This is a genomic window from Thalassospira sp. CH_XMU1458, from assembly GCF_037027205.1.
GTDB classification, from domain to species: Bacteria; Pseudomonadota; Alphaproteobacteria; order Rhodospirillales; family Thalassospiraceae; genus Thalassospira; species Thalassospira tepidiphila.
In genome coordinates this window covers 226,235-244,133 of the sequence record NZ_JAYMDW010000001.1, presented here as the reverse complement: position 1 = coordinate 244,133, position 17,899 = coordinate 226,235, and the positions used below count along the sequence as shown (strand labels likewise).

The 17,899-nt window shown below is 54.9% G+C and carries 15 protein-coding genes and 1 riboswitch; of the genes, 12 read left to right on the top strand and 3 right to left on the bottom strand.

Translation table 11 applies throughout. The features are described from left to right. Positions 1-15 precede the first annotated feature (15 nt). Positions 16-972 carry a UDP-glucuronic acid decarboxylase family protein gene (locus tag WBY09_RS01095; RefSeq protein WP_197146399.1) on the bottom strand — a complete coding sequence of 319 codons (957 nt, stop codon included), beginning with the start codon at positions 970-972 and terminating at the stop codon, positions 16-18. A gap of 233 nt (positions 973-1,205) precedes the next feature. Here WBY09_RS01095 and WBY09_RS01090 point away from each other — a divergent pair, with 233 nt between their 5' ends. Further along, positions 1,206-2,435: a hypothetical protein gene (locus WBY09_RS01090; RefSeq protein WP_008888909.1), complete on the top strand. Its 1,230-nt coding sequence runs from the start codon at positions 1,206-1,208 to the stop codon at positions 2,433-2,435. A gap of 48 nt (positions 2,436-2,483) precedes the next feature. Here WBY09_RS01090 and cobT read toward each other — a convergent pair whose 3' ends face one another. Then, positions 2,484-3,518, bottom strand: a complete 1,035-nt coding sequence (gene cobT / locus WBY09_RS01085) for a nicotinate-nucleotide--dimethylbenzimidazole phosphoribosyltransferase (RefSeq protein ID WP_197146400.1) — start codon at positions 3,516-3,518, stop codon at positions 2,484-2,486. A 196-nt stretch (positions 3,519-3,714) separates the two neighbouring features. Between cobT and cobS the strand changes: the two genes are divergently transcribed. Both cobS and WBY09_RS01075 read left to right on the top strand, forming a co-directional pair. Continuing rightward, complete coding sequence (gene cobS, locus WBY09_RS01080; RefSeq protein ID WP_252724017.1) at positions 3,715-4,527, top strand: adenosylcobinamide-GDP ribazoletransferase; 813 nt, start codon at positions 3,715-3,717, stop codon at positions 4,525-4,527. Positions 4,528-4,557: 30 nt separating this feature from the next. After that, positions 4,558-5,169 carry a histidine phosphatase family protein gene (locus WBY09_RS01075; RefSeq protein ID WP_252724018.1) on the top strand — a complete coding sequence of 204 codons (612 nt, stop codon included), beginning with the start codon at positions 4,558-4,560 and terminating at the stop codon, positions 5,167-5,169. Positions 5,170-5,189: 20 nt separating this feature from the next. On the opposite strand, the gene WBY09_RS01070 is transcribed toward WBY09_RS01075, so the two are convergent. Beyond that, entirely contained in the window at positions 5,190-5,828 is a 639-nt protein-coding gene (locus WBY09_RS01070; RefSeq protein ID WP_197146402.1) for a hypothetical protein, read from the bottom strand. 552 nt (positions 5,829-6,380) lie between these two features. Further along, positions 6,381-6,571: riboswitch (cobalamin riboswitch) on the top strand. A gap of 58 nt (positions 6,572-6,629) precedes the next feature. Here WBY09_RS01070 and cobU point away from each other — a divergent pair. From cobU to WBY09_RS01025, 9 genes are all read left to right on the top strand, one after another. Continuing rightward, positions 6,630-7,169 carry a bifunctional adenosylcobinamide kinase/adenosylcobinamide-phosphate guanylyltransferase gene (gene cobU, locus WBY09_RS01065; protein WP_197146403.1) on the top strand — a complete coding sequence of 180 codons (540 nt, stop codon included), beginning with the start codon at positions 6,630-6,632 and terminating at the stop codon, positions 7,167-7,169. A 34-nt stretch (positions 7,170-7,203) separates the two neighbouring features. Further along, positions 7,204-8,244, top strand: coding sequence for a cobalamin biosynthesis protein CobW (gene cobW, locus WBY09_RS01060; protein ID WP_197146404.1), 1,041 nt, complete (start codon positions 7,204-7,206; stop codon positions 8,242-8,244). A gap of 98 nt (positions 8,245-8,342) precedes the next feature. Beyond that, positions 8,343-12,107, top strand: coding sequence for a cobaltochelatase subunit CobN (gene cobN / locus WBY09_RS01055; RefSeq protein ID WP_336231819.1), 3,765 nt, complete (start codon positions 8,343-8,345; stop codon positions 12,105-12,107). Between the two features lie 186 nt (positions 12,108-12,293). Then, positions 12,294-12,995, top strand: a complete 702-nt coding sequence (locus WBY09_RS01050) for a hypothetical protein (RefSeq protein WP_197146406.1) — start codon at positions 12,294-12,296, stop codon at positions 12,993-12,995. A gap of 124 nt (positions 12,996-13,119) precedes the next feature. After that, positions 13,120-13,941, top strand: coding sequence for an endo alpha-1,4 polygalactosaminidase (locus tag WBY09_RS01045; protein ID WP_252724019.1), 822 nt, complete (start codon positions 13,120-13,122; stop codon positions 13,939-13,941). 53 nt (positions 13,942-13,994) lie between these two features. Continuing rightward, the gene (cobO, locus tag WBY09_RS01040; RefSeq protein ID WP_008888919.1) at positions 13,995-14,621 is read left to right on the top strand and encodes a cob(I)yrinic acid a,c-diamide adenosyltransferase; all 627 of its coding nucleotides are present in this window, start codon (positions 13,995-13,997) and stop codon (positions 14,619-14,621) included. A 51-nt stretch (positions 14,622-14,672) separates the two neighbouring features. Then, positions 14,673-16,193, top strand: a complete 1,521-nt coding sequence (locus tag WBY09_RS01035) for a cobyric acid synthase (protein WP_197146407.1) — start codon at positions 14,673-14,675, stop codon at positions 16,191-16,193. Between the two features lie 219 nt (positions 16,194-16,412). Next, on the top strand, positions 16,413-17,087 hold the full coding sequence (locus WBY09_RS01030; RefSeq protein ID WP_063086819.1) for a glutathione S-transferase family protein: 675 nt from the start codon (positions 16,413-16,415) through the stop codon (positions 17,085-17,087). Next, positions 17,084-17,896: a class I SAM-dependent methyltransferase gene (locus WBY09_RS01025; protein WP_197146408.1), complete on the top strand. Its 813-nt coding sequence runs from the start codon at positions 17,084-17,086 to the stop codon at positions 17,894-17,896. Before WBY09_RS01030 ends, WBY09_RS01025 begins: the two co-directional genes overlap by 4 nt. Positions 17,897-17,899 lie beyond the last annotated feature (3 nt).

The window sequence follows — 17,899 nt, the reverse complement described above, 5'->3', positions numbered from 1 at the left end:
AAAGAAGTCGTCGTATTAGCCGTGTTTCGCAATCAGATTGCGGAAATACTCAATTGTCGAACCGAGGCCATCTTCAAGGCTTACATTCGGTTCCCAGCCATCAAGTGTGTTTCGCGCAAAGGTAATGTCGGGCTTGCGCTGCAGCGGATCATCGGCCGGAAGGTCTTTGAAGATCAGCTTTGATTTGGCGCCGGTCATCTCAATGACGCGCTCTGCCAACTCACGAATGGTGATCTCATATGGGTTGCCAAGGTTCATCGGTCCGGTAACCGTTTTGTCGGTTGCCATCAGACGGACAAAGCCCTCGATAAGGTCAGTATAGAAGCAGAAGGATCGGGTTTGCTGGCCGTCGCCATAAATGGTGATGTCTTCGCCATGCAGCGCCTGAATGATGAAGTTCGATACCACGCGGCCGTCCTGCGGGTGCATGCGCGGGCCATAGGTGTTGAAGATACGGGCAACCTTGATATCCAGGCCGTGTTGGCGGTGGTAATCAAAGAACAGCGTTTCAGCACAGCGCTTGCCTTCGTCATAACAGGCGCGCGGGCCGATCGGATTGACATTGCCGCGGTAATCTTCGGTCTGCGGATGGACTTCAGGATCGCCATAAACTTCGCTGGTCGAGGCCTGGAAAATCTTGGCGCCAACGCGCTTGGCGAGACCCAGCATGTTGATCGCACCATGCACACTGGTTTTGGTCGTCTGGACCGGATCGTGCTGGTAATGGATCGGCGAAGCCGGGCACGCAAGGTTGTAAATCTCGTCGACTTCGAGATAGAGCGGGAAGGTAACATCGTGGCGCATCAGCTCGAAATGCGGTTTATCGAGAAGATGGACAATGTTGTCCTTGGTGCCGGTGAAAAAATTGTCGACGCACAGAACGTCATTGCCTTCTTCAAGCAGGCGTTCGCACAAATGAGAACCAAGAAAACCTGCGCCACCGGTTACCAAAACGCGCTTGCGTCGCCACATATCGTCTCTGACCTTGTTACTCTGATATCAAAACGGGCTGAAACTAGCAGCTTGGATGGTGGAAAGCTATGACTTATCTTTTCTTAGACATGTCTGAAATTCCCCGATATTCGGGTTTGGTTTCAACATGCATGAATGCTAAATACATAACCTGTTAATGCACCGGCGTTATCGTGGTTCGGGCAGATTAGCGGCTGTGATTCCGTCGAAACAATTCTCTGGTCATTGCATTTATGTCTGATAGTTCACTTCCATCGCCCGAAGCCTTCCTCGTTGACTATGTGCGGCGCCTTGAGCGGCGCAAGGACGGCGTTGGTGCGATTCATGTGCATTTTTCCAAATTGCTGCCATTTAACCGCCGTGACCATCACATCCGTACGGCGATTACGGCGTTTGAAGAGATCGTACCGGAAGTCACCGGGCGTATTTTCACCCTGTCCAACCAGGATCTGATTTTCATCTTTGATGCCGCAGAGATGGACGAGGTGAATGCTGTCATTTTCCGGCTGAAGTTCCTGTTCAACGACGATCCGCTGATCAGTGATGGCAAGGATGAAAGCGGCGCGCCCGCGACCTTTACCGACTATTTCGATGTCGGGCAGCAATACAAAGAATTCCTGCATCTGACACAGTTGTTGGTCCGCGCCAACGCCAATCGACCCAAAATCGTCAGCAAGGCAGCCGAGCGCCACAATGACCATCCCGAACTCAGCGATGATCGCGCGCCGCTGACCCCGAAGATATTGGGGCGCATTGATGAGTCGCTGCGGCGTGCGGATCTGTCCAACCTGATGCGTCGACAGGCCATTTGTGCCGTGGTGGGTGATGCGAACCCGACGCCGGTTTTCCATGAATTGTTCATCTCGATCAAGGATTTGCAGGATACGCTGCTGCCAGATGTCAATGTTCTCTCGAACCGTTGGCTGTTTCAGCATCTGACCGAAATTCTGGATCGGCGCATGTTGTCGCTTCTGACCCGATCAAATGACGCATCGGTGACCGGCTCTGTCAGCATCAATTTGAACGTCTCGACATTGTTGTCACCGGACTTCCTGACGTTTGATAGTAACGTCAAGGCTGGGCAGCGCGGGACAATCGTTCTTGAGCTTCAGAAGATCGATATCTTTGCAGACCTTGGGGCATTCTTCTTCGCGCGCGACTTCTGTCGTGATCGCGGTTATCGCATCTGTATCGATGGCATCAGCTATCTGTCGCTTCCCTATATCAACCGTAACAAGCTTGGCGTTGATATGATCAAGATGCTCTGGGATCCGGAAATGGAAAACATGGATGAAGAGCATCGTGAAGCCATGCGCGCCGCTGTGGCAGAGTCCGGCGATACCCGCGTTATTTTGTGCCGTTGTGATGACGAACGCGCCATCAAGTTTGGTCATTCAATCAATATCACCATGTTCCAGGGCCGCCATGTCGAGCACCTGATGAACGAACGGACGAAAAAATAGCGCCAGATTGCTGACGCTATTGGGTGGGCTCACTTGTAAGGCTGGGAATCAGGCCTCTTCCTTGCCATCAATTCCGGCTTTTTCAAAGGTCGCCATGCCAGTGTGGCATTCTGCGGCTGCGCGTAAAAGCGGGATGGCAAGTGCCGCACCCGATCCTTCTCCAAGGCGCATGCCGAAATTGATCAGTGCTTCCTTGCCCAGTTTCTCAATCAGCCGCGCATGTCCCGGTTCTGCCGATACATGCCCGACCAGACAATGATCGAGTGCATCGGCACGCATCGCAGCCAGAACAGCGGCCGCCGCACAGGATACATAACCATCAAGCAATATCGGAACCCGTGCAAAGCGCGCTGCAATGATGGCACCGGCCATAGCAGCAATTTCGCGTCCGCCAACACAGCGCAGAACATCCAATCCATCATGCATCTGGTTTTTATGCAGGATGATGGCATCACCTACGACGCGCGTCTTGCGGTCAAGGGTAGTGTCATCGATCCCTGTTCCCCGGCCGGTCCAGTCCGCAGCATTCCCGCCATAAAGTGCATGGGAAATTGCCGCCGCCGATGTGGTGTTGCCAATGCCCATTTCACCGGGAACAAAAAGATCCAGTCCCTTTTCAATCGCACTCATGCCAAAGGCCATCGCCTCGGCACAGCCTTCATCGTCCATCGCAGGTTCATGGGAAAAGTCGTTGGTCGGGATTTCAAGGGCGACCTCCATGACGCGGAGTTCGGCATCGACAGACTTGCAAATCTGGTTGATCGCAGCCCCGCCATTGATGAAGTTTTCCACCATCTGCTGGTTCACGCTGGCCGGGAAGGCCGAAACGCCCTGCGCAACGACACCGTGACTGCCGGCAAAAACTGTAACGCGCGGCCGCGACATGCGTGGGCGTGATGTTGCTTGCCATCCTGCCAGCCAAAGGCTGAAATCCTCAAGTCGTCCAAGCGATCCGGCAGGCTTGGTCAATGTTGGTTCGCGCTGGGCCACGGCGGCCTGCGCTTCCTGATCGACTTCGGGAAGTTCGGCGAGAAGCGCACGAATTTCCTCAAGATTTTGGGGCGGATGTTTCGGGTTGAACATTTTGGTCTCCGGCTGGCGACAAAGGTGCCTAACTAGTGTTCCGCTTGGCTTCCGGGGTGGTAAGGATTAGGCTCGGAAACCAATTTTGTAAGGCGGTTCAGGAAGTCGGGCCAAACTAGGCCTGTGCGCAACAGATTGCCAGTTTGAAAATCGGAAATTTATGCTATCCAAAGATCATAACCAAAACGAAACAAATATGCAAAGCTCGGATTCATCTGACAAACCCGGCCCAGACACAGCGACAGATGCCCCCGTCGAGGTTTCGCCTATTTCCGATTTCTGGCGCGCCCTGGCGTTACTTAGCCGTGTTCCGGTCAAGGGTATCGAGGATTTCCGCGCTGAGGTGATTGCAAGATCGGTCTGGTCTTGGCCGTTGGTCGGTTTGTTGCTGGCTGGTTTTGCCATGCTACCGGCGATGCTGGTCTATTCCCTGACAGCCAATATCCTGATTTTTGCGATTGTTGCCTTGGCAGGCATGGTTTTGTTGACCGGATCAATGCATGAAGATGGCATCGCAGATTGTGCCGACGGGTTTGGCGGCGGGTTTGAGCATGCGCGCAAGCTTGAAATCATGCGCGACAGCCAGATCGGTACATATGGCGTTGTTGCCCTGATCCTGTGTTTTGGCCTGCGTCTGATTTTACTTTCTGCGGCGGGCGATGCCGGGCAGGCAGCGATCCTGTTTCTGGTGATGGCAATAACATCACGGGCGGCAATGCCAGTCGTGATGCATATCCTGCCTCCGGCGCGCGCCGATGGTTTGGGCAAGGGGGCCGGAACGCCAAATTTGATGATGGTCGGTTTGGGTGTTGGCCTTGCTTTGATCCTGTCGCTTGTTTTATCGGGTCTGTTTGCGACGATGGCCATTCTAATGGGTGGACTTTTGGCGGTGGGTATTGTTGCGGCGGTCGCGAAATGGCAGATCGGTGGCCAGACAGGGGATGTCCTGGGGGCAACCCAGATCGTGACCGAACTGTTTGTTGGTATCGCCTTTATTGCCGCCCTTTGATCAACCAGCACAGCAACAAGAAGGAATGCCGTGAGCAGTTTGAAAATAACCCGCTGGTGGCTGGTGCGTCACGCGCCCGTCCAAAATCCGAAACGGCTGGTCTATGGCCAAAGTGACATGCCTGCCGACCTTTCCGATGAAAAGGCACTGGCTGCCCTTGCCGGGCAACTGCCGGGTGATGCCGTCTGGGTAACCAGCCATCTGTCACGTACGCATGATACGGCGCGCAGTCTGCAGGCGTTCATGGATAAAGACATAGCGCCGCAGGCTGAAAGCGGCTTTGCCGAACAGCATTTTGGTGATTGGGAATTGCAGAACTGGAATGATTTGCCCAAGGGGGAAACAACACGGTTCTGGACCGACTTTGCCCGCCAACACCCCCCAAAGGGTGAAAGCTTTGCCGATGTGGTTGCCCGTGTCGGACCCGTCTTTGGCCGATTGAGTGCGGATTGGGCCGGGCGCGACATTGTCGCTGTCGTTCATGGCGGCACAGTGCGTGCCATGCTTGCCAATGCACTGGGTTTATCCCTTGAAACCGCATTGGCATTTCATATCGACACGTTGGGTCTGACCACGCTTGAATATATCGACGGTGTCGACGAACCGGGCTGGCGCGTGACCGCTGTCAATCAGCGCTTTTAAGGAGCTTAAGGCATGTTCCGTCAGGCAGAGGCCAGCTCGATATCGGATGCCATGTCATCAAGCGCGTGTTCTGCCAGATAGCGGTCAACCATATCCGGATTCAGATCATGTTTTTCGCAGATGTCGAAAACATCGCGCAGATAGGCCTGATAATAGGGCACCGGGCGGCTGCGTGATTTGCTTCGCAATTTGGCGACATTCGGGAAATCACTGGCAAAGGATGCGTTTTCAATCACCTGGATGATGGTGTCATCAATGATGGCAGCCGGCATTCCGCAATAAGTCTTGCCGCAGGCAGACAACATCTTGCTGGCAGTCGGAACGGAAATGCCCGGCTGGGAAAGCAGCTCGTTCAACTCGTCCTGTCCGAAATCCGAGATCGACATCAGGGTCACTAGGGTTGGCATATCGCGCACAAGCAACGAAAGCGCATTGACGCGAATGCCACGTTCATGGGACCAGATGATGGTTGCGATTACACCCTTTGAGGCATCCTCGGCAAAGATGTCACGCACATCGCGGCGTGCCAGAGTGATCTCGCCATCGGCTGCGCGCTGTTCAAGAAAATCCTGAAATGACCGATCAGGACTGTTCAGACGGTCCAGCAATCCCAGCCACATGTCCTTGCGAGACGATGTGGTCCAGGTTGGCGCGTTCATCTGTCGGATTTTGGATAGGTGAGAACGTATTGCCATTGGTCTTGAAAAATCCAGATTACCCCAAGAGTTTCGGTTGCAGTATTTCCTGCAGCCATCCGGGTGATGAGTCTACTTCCCGGGTTTTCGCCAGATTGCGGATTGTTCCGTCTTTAGGGTCAGGACCTATTAATTTGGTTTGAATGGTTAAACAGATTTGCGCGGATACGCGGAGTAAAACTGCAGGAAGATATTTATCTTTCAAGGTTTTACGACAAAGTAGTCCGTGCAAATCCGATTAATCCGAAGGACAGACGTTATATTTGCAAACTCCAGCGTCAAATCCCTTGTGCGGGATACCAACCCGCCCGGCGGGCTTTTCCTTGGATTTCGCAAATATAACGTCTGCCATTCAAATCAAATTAATAGGTCCTGACCCTAGTTCCAGCGCAACGGCTTGATGTTGGCTGAAATGGTATGACCTCTCAAGCAGACAATTCTTACAAATACTGACCTTCCGATTAGGGTGGGGTGGTAACGAAGGGTTAAGTGCCGAGAATGACCTTTGGCATTTTTGGCAAACCTGCTAGGTTCGGCGCATCGTTCGGTGATGGGAAATCGGTGCAAGGCCGATGCTGCCCCCGCAACTGTATCGGGTTGGGAGATCCGGGTCGGTGCCAACGCGCCAGACCAGCCACCGGGAAACCGGGAAGGCGGATCGCTTTCATGCCCGCAGCCAGGAAACCTGCCGAAGGTGTCACTATTCGAAGGAAGGTGACGACGCAATCGGGCCTCGGTGGGAGGCCATGGCGAGGAAGAAACGGGATGACCCAGACTTTACCCCCTGACGGCCCCTCTGGCGGGACGCATCTGATCCTTGGCGGGGCGCGATCCGGCAAAAGCCGGTTTGCCGAAAACATCATTAATCAGGCGGGCGGTGGCACATATATCGCAACCGGGCGTGCCTGGGATGACGAAATGGCCAACCGCATAGATCTTCACAAAAAATCACGCGGCGATCTTTGGCAGACACTCGAGGAACCGGTCGAACTTTGTTCGGCGCTGCAGACCTGTAATGTCACAGGCGGCAAGCCTGTTCTTGTTGATTGTCTGACCTTGTGGCTGACCAATCTGATGCTTGAAGACCGCGACATTGATGCCGAGATCGCAGCTCTTTGTGATCTGGTGCCAACCCTTGTCGTGCCGGTGCTTTTTGTCTCAAACGAGGTTGGTTTTGGCATCGTGCCGGAAAATGCGATGGCGCGGGCCTTTCGCGATCATGCCGGACGCCTGCATCAACGCATTGCAGAGATTGCAGACAAGGTCACCCTTGTGGTGGCCGGCATTCCGATGTCGGTCAAATAACAACATAAATTATTGAATTTTAAGGATTTCAGAAATGGCACAATTGGGCAAAATCCCGGCAACCGTCATTACCGGTTTTCTGGGCGCTGGCAAGACAACCATGATCCGCAATATGCTGGAAAATGCCAATGGCAAACGCATCGCGCTGATCATCAATGAATTTGGCGATCTGGGTGTGGATCGAGGCATCATCAATGGCTGTGGCATTGAAGGCTGCGAAGAAGATGACGTTGTTGAACTGGCCAATGGTTGCATCTGCTGTACCGTGGCTGATGACTTCCTGCCTACCATCCAGGGCCTGATTGACCGTGAAACGCCGCCTGATCATATCGTGATCGAAACATCTGGTCTTGCCCTGCCAAAACCGTTGGTAAAGGCGTTTAACTGGCCCGAAGTCCGGTCGCGTGTGACCGTTGATGGCGTTGTGGCGGTTCTTGATGGCGCGGCCCTGCGTGATGGTCTGTTTGCCCATGATCATCACGCGGTACAGGCGCAACGCGAAGCAGACGAAAATCTTGATCATGAAAGCCCGCTTGAAGAACTGTTCGAAGAACAGCTTCACTGTGCCGATATGGTGGTTCTCAACAAGACGGACCTTCTGACCGATGCCGAACGCAGCAAGGTCGAAGCCGATATCCGTGCAGAGCTGAAAAAGCCGTCAGTCAAGATTATCGCGACCGAACATTCACGGGTTGAAAACGCCATCCTGCTTGGTCTGGGGGCTGCCGCCGAGGATGACCTTGATAGTCGCCCAAGCCATCATGACGATGGCCACGAACATGATCATGATGATTTCGACAGTTTTGTCGTATCGCTTGATGCGATCAGTGATCCGGCCAACCTTGAGAAGCGCCTGATTGATGTCGTGCGTCAGTTTGACGTGCTGCGCATCAAAGGATTCGTTGATGTGCCGGGCAAACCGATGCGCCATGTGGTTCAGGGGGTTGGTGAACGTTTTCAGCGCTATTTCGACCGTCCGTGGGCGGATGGCGAAACCCGCCGCTCGGAATTGGTGGTGATTGGCCTGCATGGTCTGGACCGCACTGCGATCGAGGCCGCCATCAAAGCCGCCTGATCCAAGTTAACCTGATCAAGCCACCTGAAACCGGATGCTAAAAATCATCCGGTTTCAGCCTGTTTTAAGACCAAACGCATAAGGATACGGATCCCGCGATGCATCTATTGGCAGCCCAGCCCGGAATGGTCACAGATGGCAGTGAGGCCGTCGACCTTGGACAGCAACCCGGCGATGTGGTGATCCTGTCTGCGGCCGAGTCCGAACTTGCCTGTCTTGCAGGGGCGCAAGGGCGTCTGGTCGATGCATTTGGCGACGAAACCCCGTCACTGCGTCTGGCAAGTTTGCTGCAGCTTGGCCACAACATGTCGGTCGATCTTTATATCGACGATGTACTTTGCGATGCCAAATTCATCATCGTGCGCATTCTGGGCGGGCGCGGTTATTGGGATTATGGCATCGAACAACTGGTTGCGCTTTCACGTGCCAAGGACATTCCATTGGTCCTGTTGCCCGGTGATGATCAACCCGATGCGGAGCTTCTGACGCTTTCGACCGTCAAGGGGCGCGAATATCAGAATATCTGGCGTTACCTGATCGAAGGCGGACCGCAAAATTCCGAGAATTTACTTCGTCTTATATACGAAAACTTAAATTCAAGCGTGAACTGGAACTGGTCACCAGCGGCCCCCCTGGTCAAGGCCGGGGGCTATTGGCCCGGCAAGGCGCAGGCAAGCCTTGATGAAATCCGGGTTAACTGGATTGCAAATCAACCGGTTACGCCGATTGTCTTCTATCGGTCTCTGGTGCAGGCCGCCAACCTCGATGTTATTGACGCGCTGGTTGAGGAATTGGTTGCCAATAGACTGAATCCATTGCCGATTTTTGTTGCCAGTCTCAAGGATCCGTTGGCAGCGGCATTGGTTGAGGACTGGTTGGCAGAAACCAGTGCAGATTTGATCCTGAATACCACCGGCTTTGCGATATCTGTTCCGGGATCAGAACGAAAAAATGGTCCGTTTGACGCGGTCGATGCCCCGGTCTTTCAGGTGGTGCTGTCAGGCGGTGGCGAGGACGCTTGGCGCGACGGTGTCAATGGTCTGGCCGCGCGCGATATTGCGATGAATGTGGCGCTTCCCGAGGTTGATGGCCGTATCCTATCACGTGCGGTGTCGTTCAAGGGATCGGCTGGCAAGGATGACCTGACCCAGATTGATCTGGTGAAATACATCCCCGTGCGCGATCGCGTGGCCTTTACCGCCAAACTTGCCGCCAATTGGGTGCGCTTGCGCAAATCAGATACCAGCGCGCGCAAGGTGGCGATGGTTATGGCGAACTATCCCAACAAGGATGCTCGCCTTGGCAACGGCGTTGGGCTTGATACCCCGGCCGGCATGATCGAAACACTCCGCGCCATGCAGGGCGAAGGATACCGGGTCAGTGATCTGCCAAAAGATGGCGATGCGCTGATTGCTGCGATCAAGGTCGGGCCGACCAATGATTTCAAATCCCTTGCCGGTCGCAAAATTCGCGTGACTTTACCGCGTGCAGACTATCAAAAGGCGTTTGATGCGCTGCCACCGGCCATCCGGGATCAGGTGTTTGAGGCCTGGGGCGACCCGAAGAACGATCCGTTTTATCTGGCGGGTCAGGATGCCTTTGCGCTATCGATCCTGCCGCTTGGCAATGTGGTGGTCGGGTTACAGCCCGCGCGTGGCTACAACATTGATCCGCTTGAAAGCTATCACTCGCCCGATCTGGTGCCGCCACACAACTATTTCGCCTTTTATATCTGGCTGCGCCATGTGTTTGGCGTCGATGCCATCATTCATTTTGGCAAGCACGGCAATATGGAATGGCTGCCGGGCAAGTCACTGGCGCTTTCCGAGGATTGCTTCCCGGAGGCGGTCTTTGGCCCGACCCCGCATTTCTATCCCTTTATCGTCAATGACCCGGGCGAAGGCACACAGGCCAAGCGCCGCGCCCAGGCGGTGATCCTTGATCATCTAACCCCGCCTTTGACCCGGGCGGAAAGTTATGGGCCGCTTAAGGATCTCGAAGCGCTGGTCGATGAATATTATGACGCGGCCGCGGTTGATCCCCGTCGCCTTGTGATCCTGAAACGTGACATCCTTGAACTGGCGATCCGCATCGGCCTTGACCGTGATTGCGGCATCGAGCCCGACGAGGACGAAGAAAGCGCACTGGCCAAGCTTGATAACTATTTGTGCGAGCTCAAGGAACTTCAGATCCGTGATGGTCTGCATATTTACGGCAAGGCGCCTGAGGGTGACCTTCTGACCGATCTTCTGGTCGCATTGGCACGCCTGCCGCGCGGGTCGGACAGTGGGCCCAAGGCATCCCTGCATCGCGCGATTGCCAAGGATATCCTTGATGATCCGGCGTTTGATCCGCTTGATTGTGCCTTTGCCGAATTCTGGCCGGGATCCAAGCCCGAAATTCTCGCGCATTATGACGGCGAAGATATCGGACCATGGCGCACCACCGGCGATACTGTGGAACGGATCGAGCTTTTGGCACGTGATCTGGTCAACGGAACGGTGAAGGCCGATCCGGCGTGGTCGGCCGTCTGTGAAGTTATTTCTGATATCGAAACGACTATTCGCCCGGCCGTTGTTGGTTGCGGTCTGGCCGAGATCGAGGGTCTTTTGCGTGGCCTTGCCGGGAAGTTCGTCGAACCTGGCCCGTCCGGTGCGCCGACCCGTGGCCGCCCGGATGTTTTGCCAACTGGCAGAAATTTCTATTCGGTTGATACCCGTACTGTCCCGACGCCAGCCGCCTGGCAGTTGGGGTGGAAATCGGCTGAGCTATTGCTGGAACGCCATGTGCAGGATCACGGCGAATGGCCAAGCGCGCTTGGTTTGTCTGTCTGGGGAACCAGCAACATGCGCACCGGCGGTGATGATATCGCACAGGCATTGGCCCTGATGGGGGTGCGCCCGACCTGGGATAGTGCGTCACGCCGGGTGACTGGCTTTGAGATTATGCCGGCATCGGTTCTGGGCCGACCGCGTGTTGATGTCACCCTGCGTATTTCTGGCTTCTTCCGCGATGCCTTTCCCGGTCTGATTGACCTGTTTGACAGTGCGGTAAGGGCGGTGGCCGGGCAAACCGATGAGCCGGATGATCTCAATCCGATTGCCGTGCGGATCAGGGCCGAAACCGAGAAACTTCGCGCTAAGGGAATGGATGCGGATCAGGCGGCGCGGCAGGCCGGTTTCCGGGTGTTTGGCTCCAAGCCGGGGGCCTATGGGGCCGGTTTGCAGGCGATGATTGACGAAAAACTCTGGGAAGACGAAGACGATCTTGCTGATGCCTACCTTGCCTGGGGCAGTTATGCTTATGGCAATGGCGCCGAGGGCACGGCGGCACGCGATCTGTTTGAAACCCGCCTCGCCAAGGTCGATGCGATTGTCCACAATCAGGACAACCGTGAACATGATTTGCTGGATTCCGATGACTATTATCAGTTCGAAGGCGGAATGACATCTGCTGTGCGCAGTCTGTCCGGCAAACAGCCCACAGTTTATCACAGTGATCATTCCCGCCCGGAAAGCCCGAAAATCCGCACCCTGGAGGAGGAAATTGCCCGTGTCGTTCGGGCGCGTGTCGTGAACCCCAAATGGATCAAGGGTGTGATGCGCCATGGCTACAAGGGCGCGTTCGAAATGGCGGCAACAGTCGATTATCTGTTTGCTTTCGCCGCGACCGCGCGCTGCGTTGCCGATCATCACTTCGATCTGGTCTATGATGCCTATCTCGGCGATGCCGAGGTGCGCGAATTTATCGCCGATCACAATCCCGATGCGTTGCAAGACATCAAGGACCGCCTGAATGAGGCGATCGAGCGCGGCCTTTGGCAGCCGCGTCGCAACAGTGTTTCCGTCGATCTGGGACGCTAACGCGTCAACTGTTGCTTGTTATTGGAATCACGGGAATTTTACCGTCGGAACAAACCGGGCAGTTGAAACGTTACGTTTTCGCACCATATCTCAATTAACCAACTGTTAATAAGTTGTGAGGGACGGGGCACCCCTATCGGATCGCCTGCATGGGAAGCAGGTTGATTGAACAGATCGGAGGCCGCGATGGATATCAAGACCAACGTTCGTTTGCCAGATTATCTGCAAACTCCAATGCCTGCCCATGACAGGCATGCAGATATCGTCAACTCCCTGCTTTCTGATTTCAACATGCCAGAATGGTTGCGTGCAGATTTGCACGGCAACGGGCGCTATCGCCCGGCGCGCGGTGCCATTCGCGCAGTTCTGGATGTTCGTGAACGTTTCAACGGCGTGCATCGGCCGGTAACGTTTGATGAATTCCATGCCGGCATGACAGAGCTTGCCCATCACCTTCCGGGTCCGGACCAAACCAAGTTCGAAATCAATGCCAAGGTGAAGATTTACTGGCGCTACCTGCAAGGGGTCGAACGTCAGGTTTGGCGCACGGCTATTGCGGTGGCCCATCTTCGTCTGGATCATTTCCCGGTGGTGCGTGAATTCAAAACCCTGATCGAACAGGTCGCGATCAGCCGTGACTGGCTGGAAAAGCGCCTTGAGGTGATCGAGAAAAGCTTCCAAAGCCCGGCCGGCGCGCGCAACGAGGCCGTGCGAAAGGCCTTGGACCGCCTGCGCCGCATGTCGCCCGGGGATCGCTTGCAATTGTTTAACAAGGCCCGGATGCGCCGCCCGGAATTGCGCAATATCGACATGCGCGAACCCGATAAATGGGCGGATCTGGTGACCAGTGACCTTGGCCTGACAACAGGTCAAAGCGCCAATTGGTAAGACCTGATTGATCAAGAAGAGCAAAAGGCGCGGTCATTTGGATCGCGCTTTTTGTTTGCGGGATTGTCTTGGTTTGCTTGCGCGGGCAAACTCACTGCCCAACACTTCAGGGCAGATGCATCGCGTGAAAAACTCAATTCCCAAATCATTTTGTCTGTGGGCAGGCATCCTCCTCGGCCTGCTATTGCATGGGCAAACCGCACAGGCGGATACCACAAAAGAATGGACACCCGTCCCAAACGGTCCGTTTCTCTGGCAGCTTCAAGGCACGCTTGATGTCGATGACGCCATCCGCATTGTCGGGGCCGATCTTTTTGATGTGTCCGCCGATCAGGTCGCGGCTTGGCGCGCGGCCGGGCAGTATCCGATTTGTTATATCAATGTCGGGGCTGTCGAAAATTGGCGGGATGACGCGAAGGCTTTTCCAAGTGATGTGATCGGTGCGCCCTATTGGGGGTGGGATGGGGAAAAGTGGCTTGATATCAGCCGGTTTGAGCTTTTTGCCAATGTGATCAGCGCCCGTCTTGATCTTTGCCGTGACAAGGGGTTTCTGGCGGTCGAGCCTGATAACATTGATGCCTTTGAAGCCGACCAAAGCAGTAAGCCAACCGGTTTTGACATCACGCGCGATGATCAGCTGCGATATGTGAACTGGCTGATCACAGAGGCTCATAAGCGCGGTCTTGCCATCGGGCAGAAAAATGTTGCCGATCTTGTGCCCGATCTTGTTGATCAGATGGATTTCGCCCTGTTGGAATCGGCCCATCGACTTCGCTTCATGCATGAGTTTGATATTTATGTCTCTCAAGATAAGCCGGTTTTCGCCGTCGAATATCTTGACGAAGGGGCCGATGCCAACGCCTTTTGCCCGGCGGCGAAGCAGCATGGATTTCAGGGTGTGATCGCCCACTTGGATCTTGATCAAACTCCGCAAAACTGCCCTTGATCCCGGTAGGACTTTCGCCGCATTCTGGGCCGGCATTTCAAAGGGAAGAAACAATGACCGACAAAAGCCAGCCAGACGTCGATATCAATGCGCGGCATGATGAAAAAATGAAGAAAATCAAGGCCGCACGCGACAAGATGATGGCCCAGAAGATCGATAAAAAGGGCCTGATCATTGTCCATACCGGCAAAGGCAAGGGCAAGTCTTCCTCGGCCTTTGGCATGGCGATGCGCTGTGTCGGTCATGATATGAAAGTCGGCGTTGTCCAGTTCATCAAGGGGGGCTGGGAAACTGGTGAGGCAAAGCTTCTTAAAAAATTCCCCGATCTTTGTGAGTTTCACGCCATGGGGGCGGGCTTCACTTGGGAAACCCAGAACCGGGCACAGGATGTCGCCCTGGCCCGTGAAGCCTGGAACAAGGCATTGGAAATGCTGCGTGATCCAAGCTATTCGATGGTGATCCTCGATGAGATCAATATCGTTCTGCGCTATGATTTCCTGCCGCTTGAAGATGTGCTTGAAGCACTCGCCAACAAACTGCCTGATCAGCATATCGTGCTTACCGGGCGCAATGCCCCGGATACCTTGATCGAGGCGGCCGATCTGGTCACGGAAATGACCATGGTCAAACACCCGTTCCGCGAACAGGGCATCAAGGCACAGATTGGTGTCGAGTTCTGATCCGGCCTTGATCATTTAGCGGATCACTTACAAGAAAGTTTTGAAACCGGAATGAGTGCGCAATCCGTCCCCGCCCTGATGTTGCAAGGTACCGGCTCCGACGTCGGGAAATCCTTGCTGGTCGCCGGATTGTGCCGTGCCTATGCGCGTCGTGGCCTTCGGGTGCGTCCGTTCAAACCGCAAAACATGTCCAACAATGCCGCCGTTACCGATGATGGTGGCGAAATTGGCCGCGCGCAGGCGCTTCAGGCACGTGCGGCGGGCGTTGCCACATCAGTTCATATGAACCCGGTCTTGCTCAAACCGCAAAGCGACATTGGGGCGCAGGTCGTGGTGCAGGGCAAGGTCCTGACCAGCGCCAAGGCACGTGATTATTATCGCCTCAAACGTGATCTGCTGCCCAAGGTGGTCGAAAGCTTCGAGATCATGGCAAGTGATGCCGACCTTGTCCTGATCGAAGGTGCCGGCTCACCTGCCGAGGTCAATTTGCGGGCCTCCGACATCGCCAATATGGGCTTTGCCGAGGCCATAGGCGTTCCGGTTATTCTGGTCGGCGATATTGATCGTGGCGGGGTGATTGCCTCGATCGTTGGTACGCATGCGTTGCTGTCCGACGATGATCGCTGCTGGCTTAAGGGTTATGTGATCAACAAGTTTCGTGGCGATGTGTCGCTGTTTGAACCGGCCACCGGCATCATTCATGAGCGCTGTGGTCTTAAAAGTTACGGTATCGCAACATACTGGCCGAATGCCTATAAGCTGCCTGCCGAAGATGGCGTGGCGCTTGAAAAGGCCGGGAAATATCAACGCAATGCCGGGAATGAGGGGGACGCAGTCCTGCGCATTGCGGTACCGCATCTGCCCCGTATTGCCAATTTTGATGATCTTGATCCGCTGGCCGCCGAGGATGATGTTGAATTGCTGGTGATCAAGCCGGGGCAAGTGATCCCGGCGGATTGTGATCTGGTGCTTCTGCCGGGGTCAAAATCGACCATGGCAGACCTTCGGTTCGTCAAAGATCAGGGCTGGGATATCGATATTTTGGCCCATCACAGGCGGGGTGGCCATGTGATCGGCATTTGCGGCGGGTATCAGATGCTGGGCCGTATGGTCCATGACCCGGACGGGGTCGAAGGCGCGCCGGGAAGCGAGGCTGGCCTCGGTTTACTCGATGTTGAAACCATTATGGCGGGCGACAAGACGCTGCGCAAAACAACCGGGCTGACGGTTGGCGATCATGCTGTTCTTGCCGCCGGAACACCCGTCGATGGCTATGAAATCCATATGGGCCGGACCGATGGCCCGGATCGGGCGCGAAGCTGGCTTGACCTGAATGGTGTGGTGGATGGCGCGATCAGTGGTGATGGGCGGGTTTTGGGGTGCTATCTGCACGGGCTGTTTGGCAGTGATGATTTCCGGCATGCCTTTCTGGCGGCATTGCGATCGGACGAGGCACATAAAATGACGCATTTTGAGGCCAGTATTGACGCGGCCCTTGATGAACTGGCCGATCATCTTGAAGCCTGCCTTGATCTCGATGGTATGCTGGAACTGGCAAAAAGCCGGGCCTGACAGGGCGTGTTTAAGCTTTCTGTCAGGCATGAGCGTTACGTATAGCAAAATTGCACTTTCGCGCACTTGAAGGTCTTTACTTCGTGCGCGTTGCATGGTTTGAGATATCTTGCAGTTCCGGGTTGGAAACGAACCGGCTTCGTTGCGGTTTATGGAATGTTTGCGCCCCCATGCCGGGTCTTTGCGAAACGTTCATCTTGGTCGGGTATCTTCACGCTCATGCGTCAGTTATATCATTTTTGGCTTTCACCTTTTTCGCGCAAGGTCCGTCTGGTCCTGGCCGAGAAAAAGCTCGATTTCGAACTCACGGCTGAACCGGTATGGGAACGGCGTGACGATTTCCTGCTGCTTAATCCGGCCGGTGAAGTGCCTGTGCTTAAGGAAGAAGACGGGACGGTGCTGTGTGATTCCAGCGTCATCTGCGAGTATCTCGACGAGGTGTACGAGGACGAGCCGAAACTGTTTGGATCCGACCCCAAGGAACGCGCCGAAATCCGCCGTCTTGTCGCGTGGTTTGATGGCAAATTCAATCGCGAGGTCACTGACCATCTGCTCGGTGAGAAGCTCCTGAAACGCTTCTTCTCGACCGGCACCCCCGATACCAAGGTCCTGCGTGCCGGGCGCACCAATGGCGCCTATCACATGGATTATATCGGCTGGTTGTTTGAACGCCGGAACTGGCTTGCCGGTGATCATCTGACCATGGCCGATCTGGCAGCTGCCGCACAGGTGTCCGTGATCGACTATATGGGCGATATCAACTGGTCAAAACATCCACGTGCCAAGGACTGGTACATGCGGATCAAAAGCCGCCCTGCCATGCGCGATATTCTGGCGGATCGGCAGGCAAGTTTCCCACCATCAAGCCATTACGCGGAACTGGATTTTGAATGAAGGATTCATCCATATCTGATGAATTCTACCCTGAAGGCGGTTTAAATACTGCCAGTTACGATCTTCGCGCTGATCTTGATCGCAAGATTTTTGAAGACCCCATTCCCTTTTATACCCGTCTGGCAACCAGCCTTGCGCATCAAAACGGCGTGCTTGAACTGGGCTGCGGCACGGGCCGGATCAGTGCCGCGATTGCCAAACTTGGTGTCGCGGTCGAAGGCCTTGATCTGTCACCCGCCATGCTGGGTCAGGCACGCGCCAATTACCCTGATCTGATATGGCATCTTGGCAATATGTGCGACTTTGATCTGGGGCGGCAGTTTGATCTGGTGATCATCCCGTTTCGCGGCCTTCAGGAAGTCACCAATGCCAAGGGTCAGCGTCGCGCCCTTGAACGGGCCTTTGCCCATCTGAAACCCGGTGGGGCGATCGCCCTTGATCTGATGGATCCGGATTTGCGTTATTGTCTTCCAGAAGGTGACCCGGAGCACGTCGAACTGCCGATCTTTCCGATGCCTGATGGTGTTGGGCAGCCGGGCAGTCGGCTTCGCATCACGGCGATGGAACGCACCAATGATCCCCTGACCCAGAAGTTCAGCGAACATTGGCGGTTTGAAGAAATCAACGATCAGGGCGATGTGATTACGCGCGAGGATTGCTGGCATCATCTGCGCTGGGTTCATCGCAGTGAAATGCGGCTGATGTTGGAGCTATCCGGTTTCATTTCGATATCGGAATTTTCGGATTTCCAGGGCAATCCCCCGAAATATGCCAGCAACCAGGTCTGGATGGCAAAACGGCCGGACTGATGC

Bases quoted from the DNA above. Each gene is read 5' to 3' on its own strand.
- cobW (WP_197146404.1), top strand. From the start codon at position 7,204: ATGGCACAATTGGGCAAAATCCCGGCAACCGTCATTACCGGTTTTCTG.
- WBY09_RS01050 (WP_197146406.1), top strand. From the start codon at position 12,294: ATGGATATCAAGACCAACGTTCGTTTGCCAGATTATCTGCAAACTCCA.
- cobN (WP_336231819.1), top strand. From the start codon at position 8,343: ATGCATCTATTGGCAGCCCAGCCCGGAATGGTCACAGATGGCAGTGAG.
- WBY09_RS01025 (WP_197146408.1), top strand. From the start codon at position 17,084: ATGAAGGATTCATCCATATCTGATGAATTCTACCCTGAAGGCGGTTTA.
- cobO (WP_008888919.1), top strand. From the start codon at position 13,995: ATGACCGACAAAAGCCAGCCAGACGTCGATATCAATGCGCGGCATGAT.
- cobU (WP_197146403.1), top strand. From the start codon at position 6,630: ATGACCCAGACTTTACCCCCTGACGGCCCCTCTGGCGGGACGCATCTG.
- WBY09_RS01095 (WP_197146399.1), bottom strand. From the start codon at position 972: ATGTGGCGACGCAAGCGCGTTTTGGTAACCGGTGGCGCAGGTTTTCTT.
- cobS (WP_252724017.1), top strand. From the start codon at position 3,715: ATGCAAAGCTCGGATTCATCTGACAAACCCGGCCCAGACACAGCGACA.
- WBY09_RS01035 (WP_197146407.1), top strand. From the start codon at position 14,673: ATGAGTGCGCAATCCGTCCCCGCCCTGATGTTGCAAGGTACCGGCTCC.
- WBY09_RS01070 (WP_197146402.1), bottom strand. From the start codon at position 5,828: ATGAACGCGCCAACCTGGACCACATCGTCTCGCAAGGACATGTGGCTG.
- WBY09_RS01030 (WP_063086819.1), top strand. From the start codon at position 16,413: ATGCGTCAGTTATATCATTTTTGGCTTTCACCTTTTTCGCGCAAGGTC.
- cobT (WP_197146400.1), bottom strand. From the start codon at position 3,518: ATGTTCAACCCGAAACATCCGCCCCAAAATCTTGAGGAAATTCGTGCG.
- WBY09_RS01090 (WP_008888909.1), top strand. From the start codon at position 1,206: ATGTCTGATAGTTCACTTCCATCGCCCGAAGCCTTCCTCGTTGACTAT.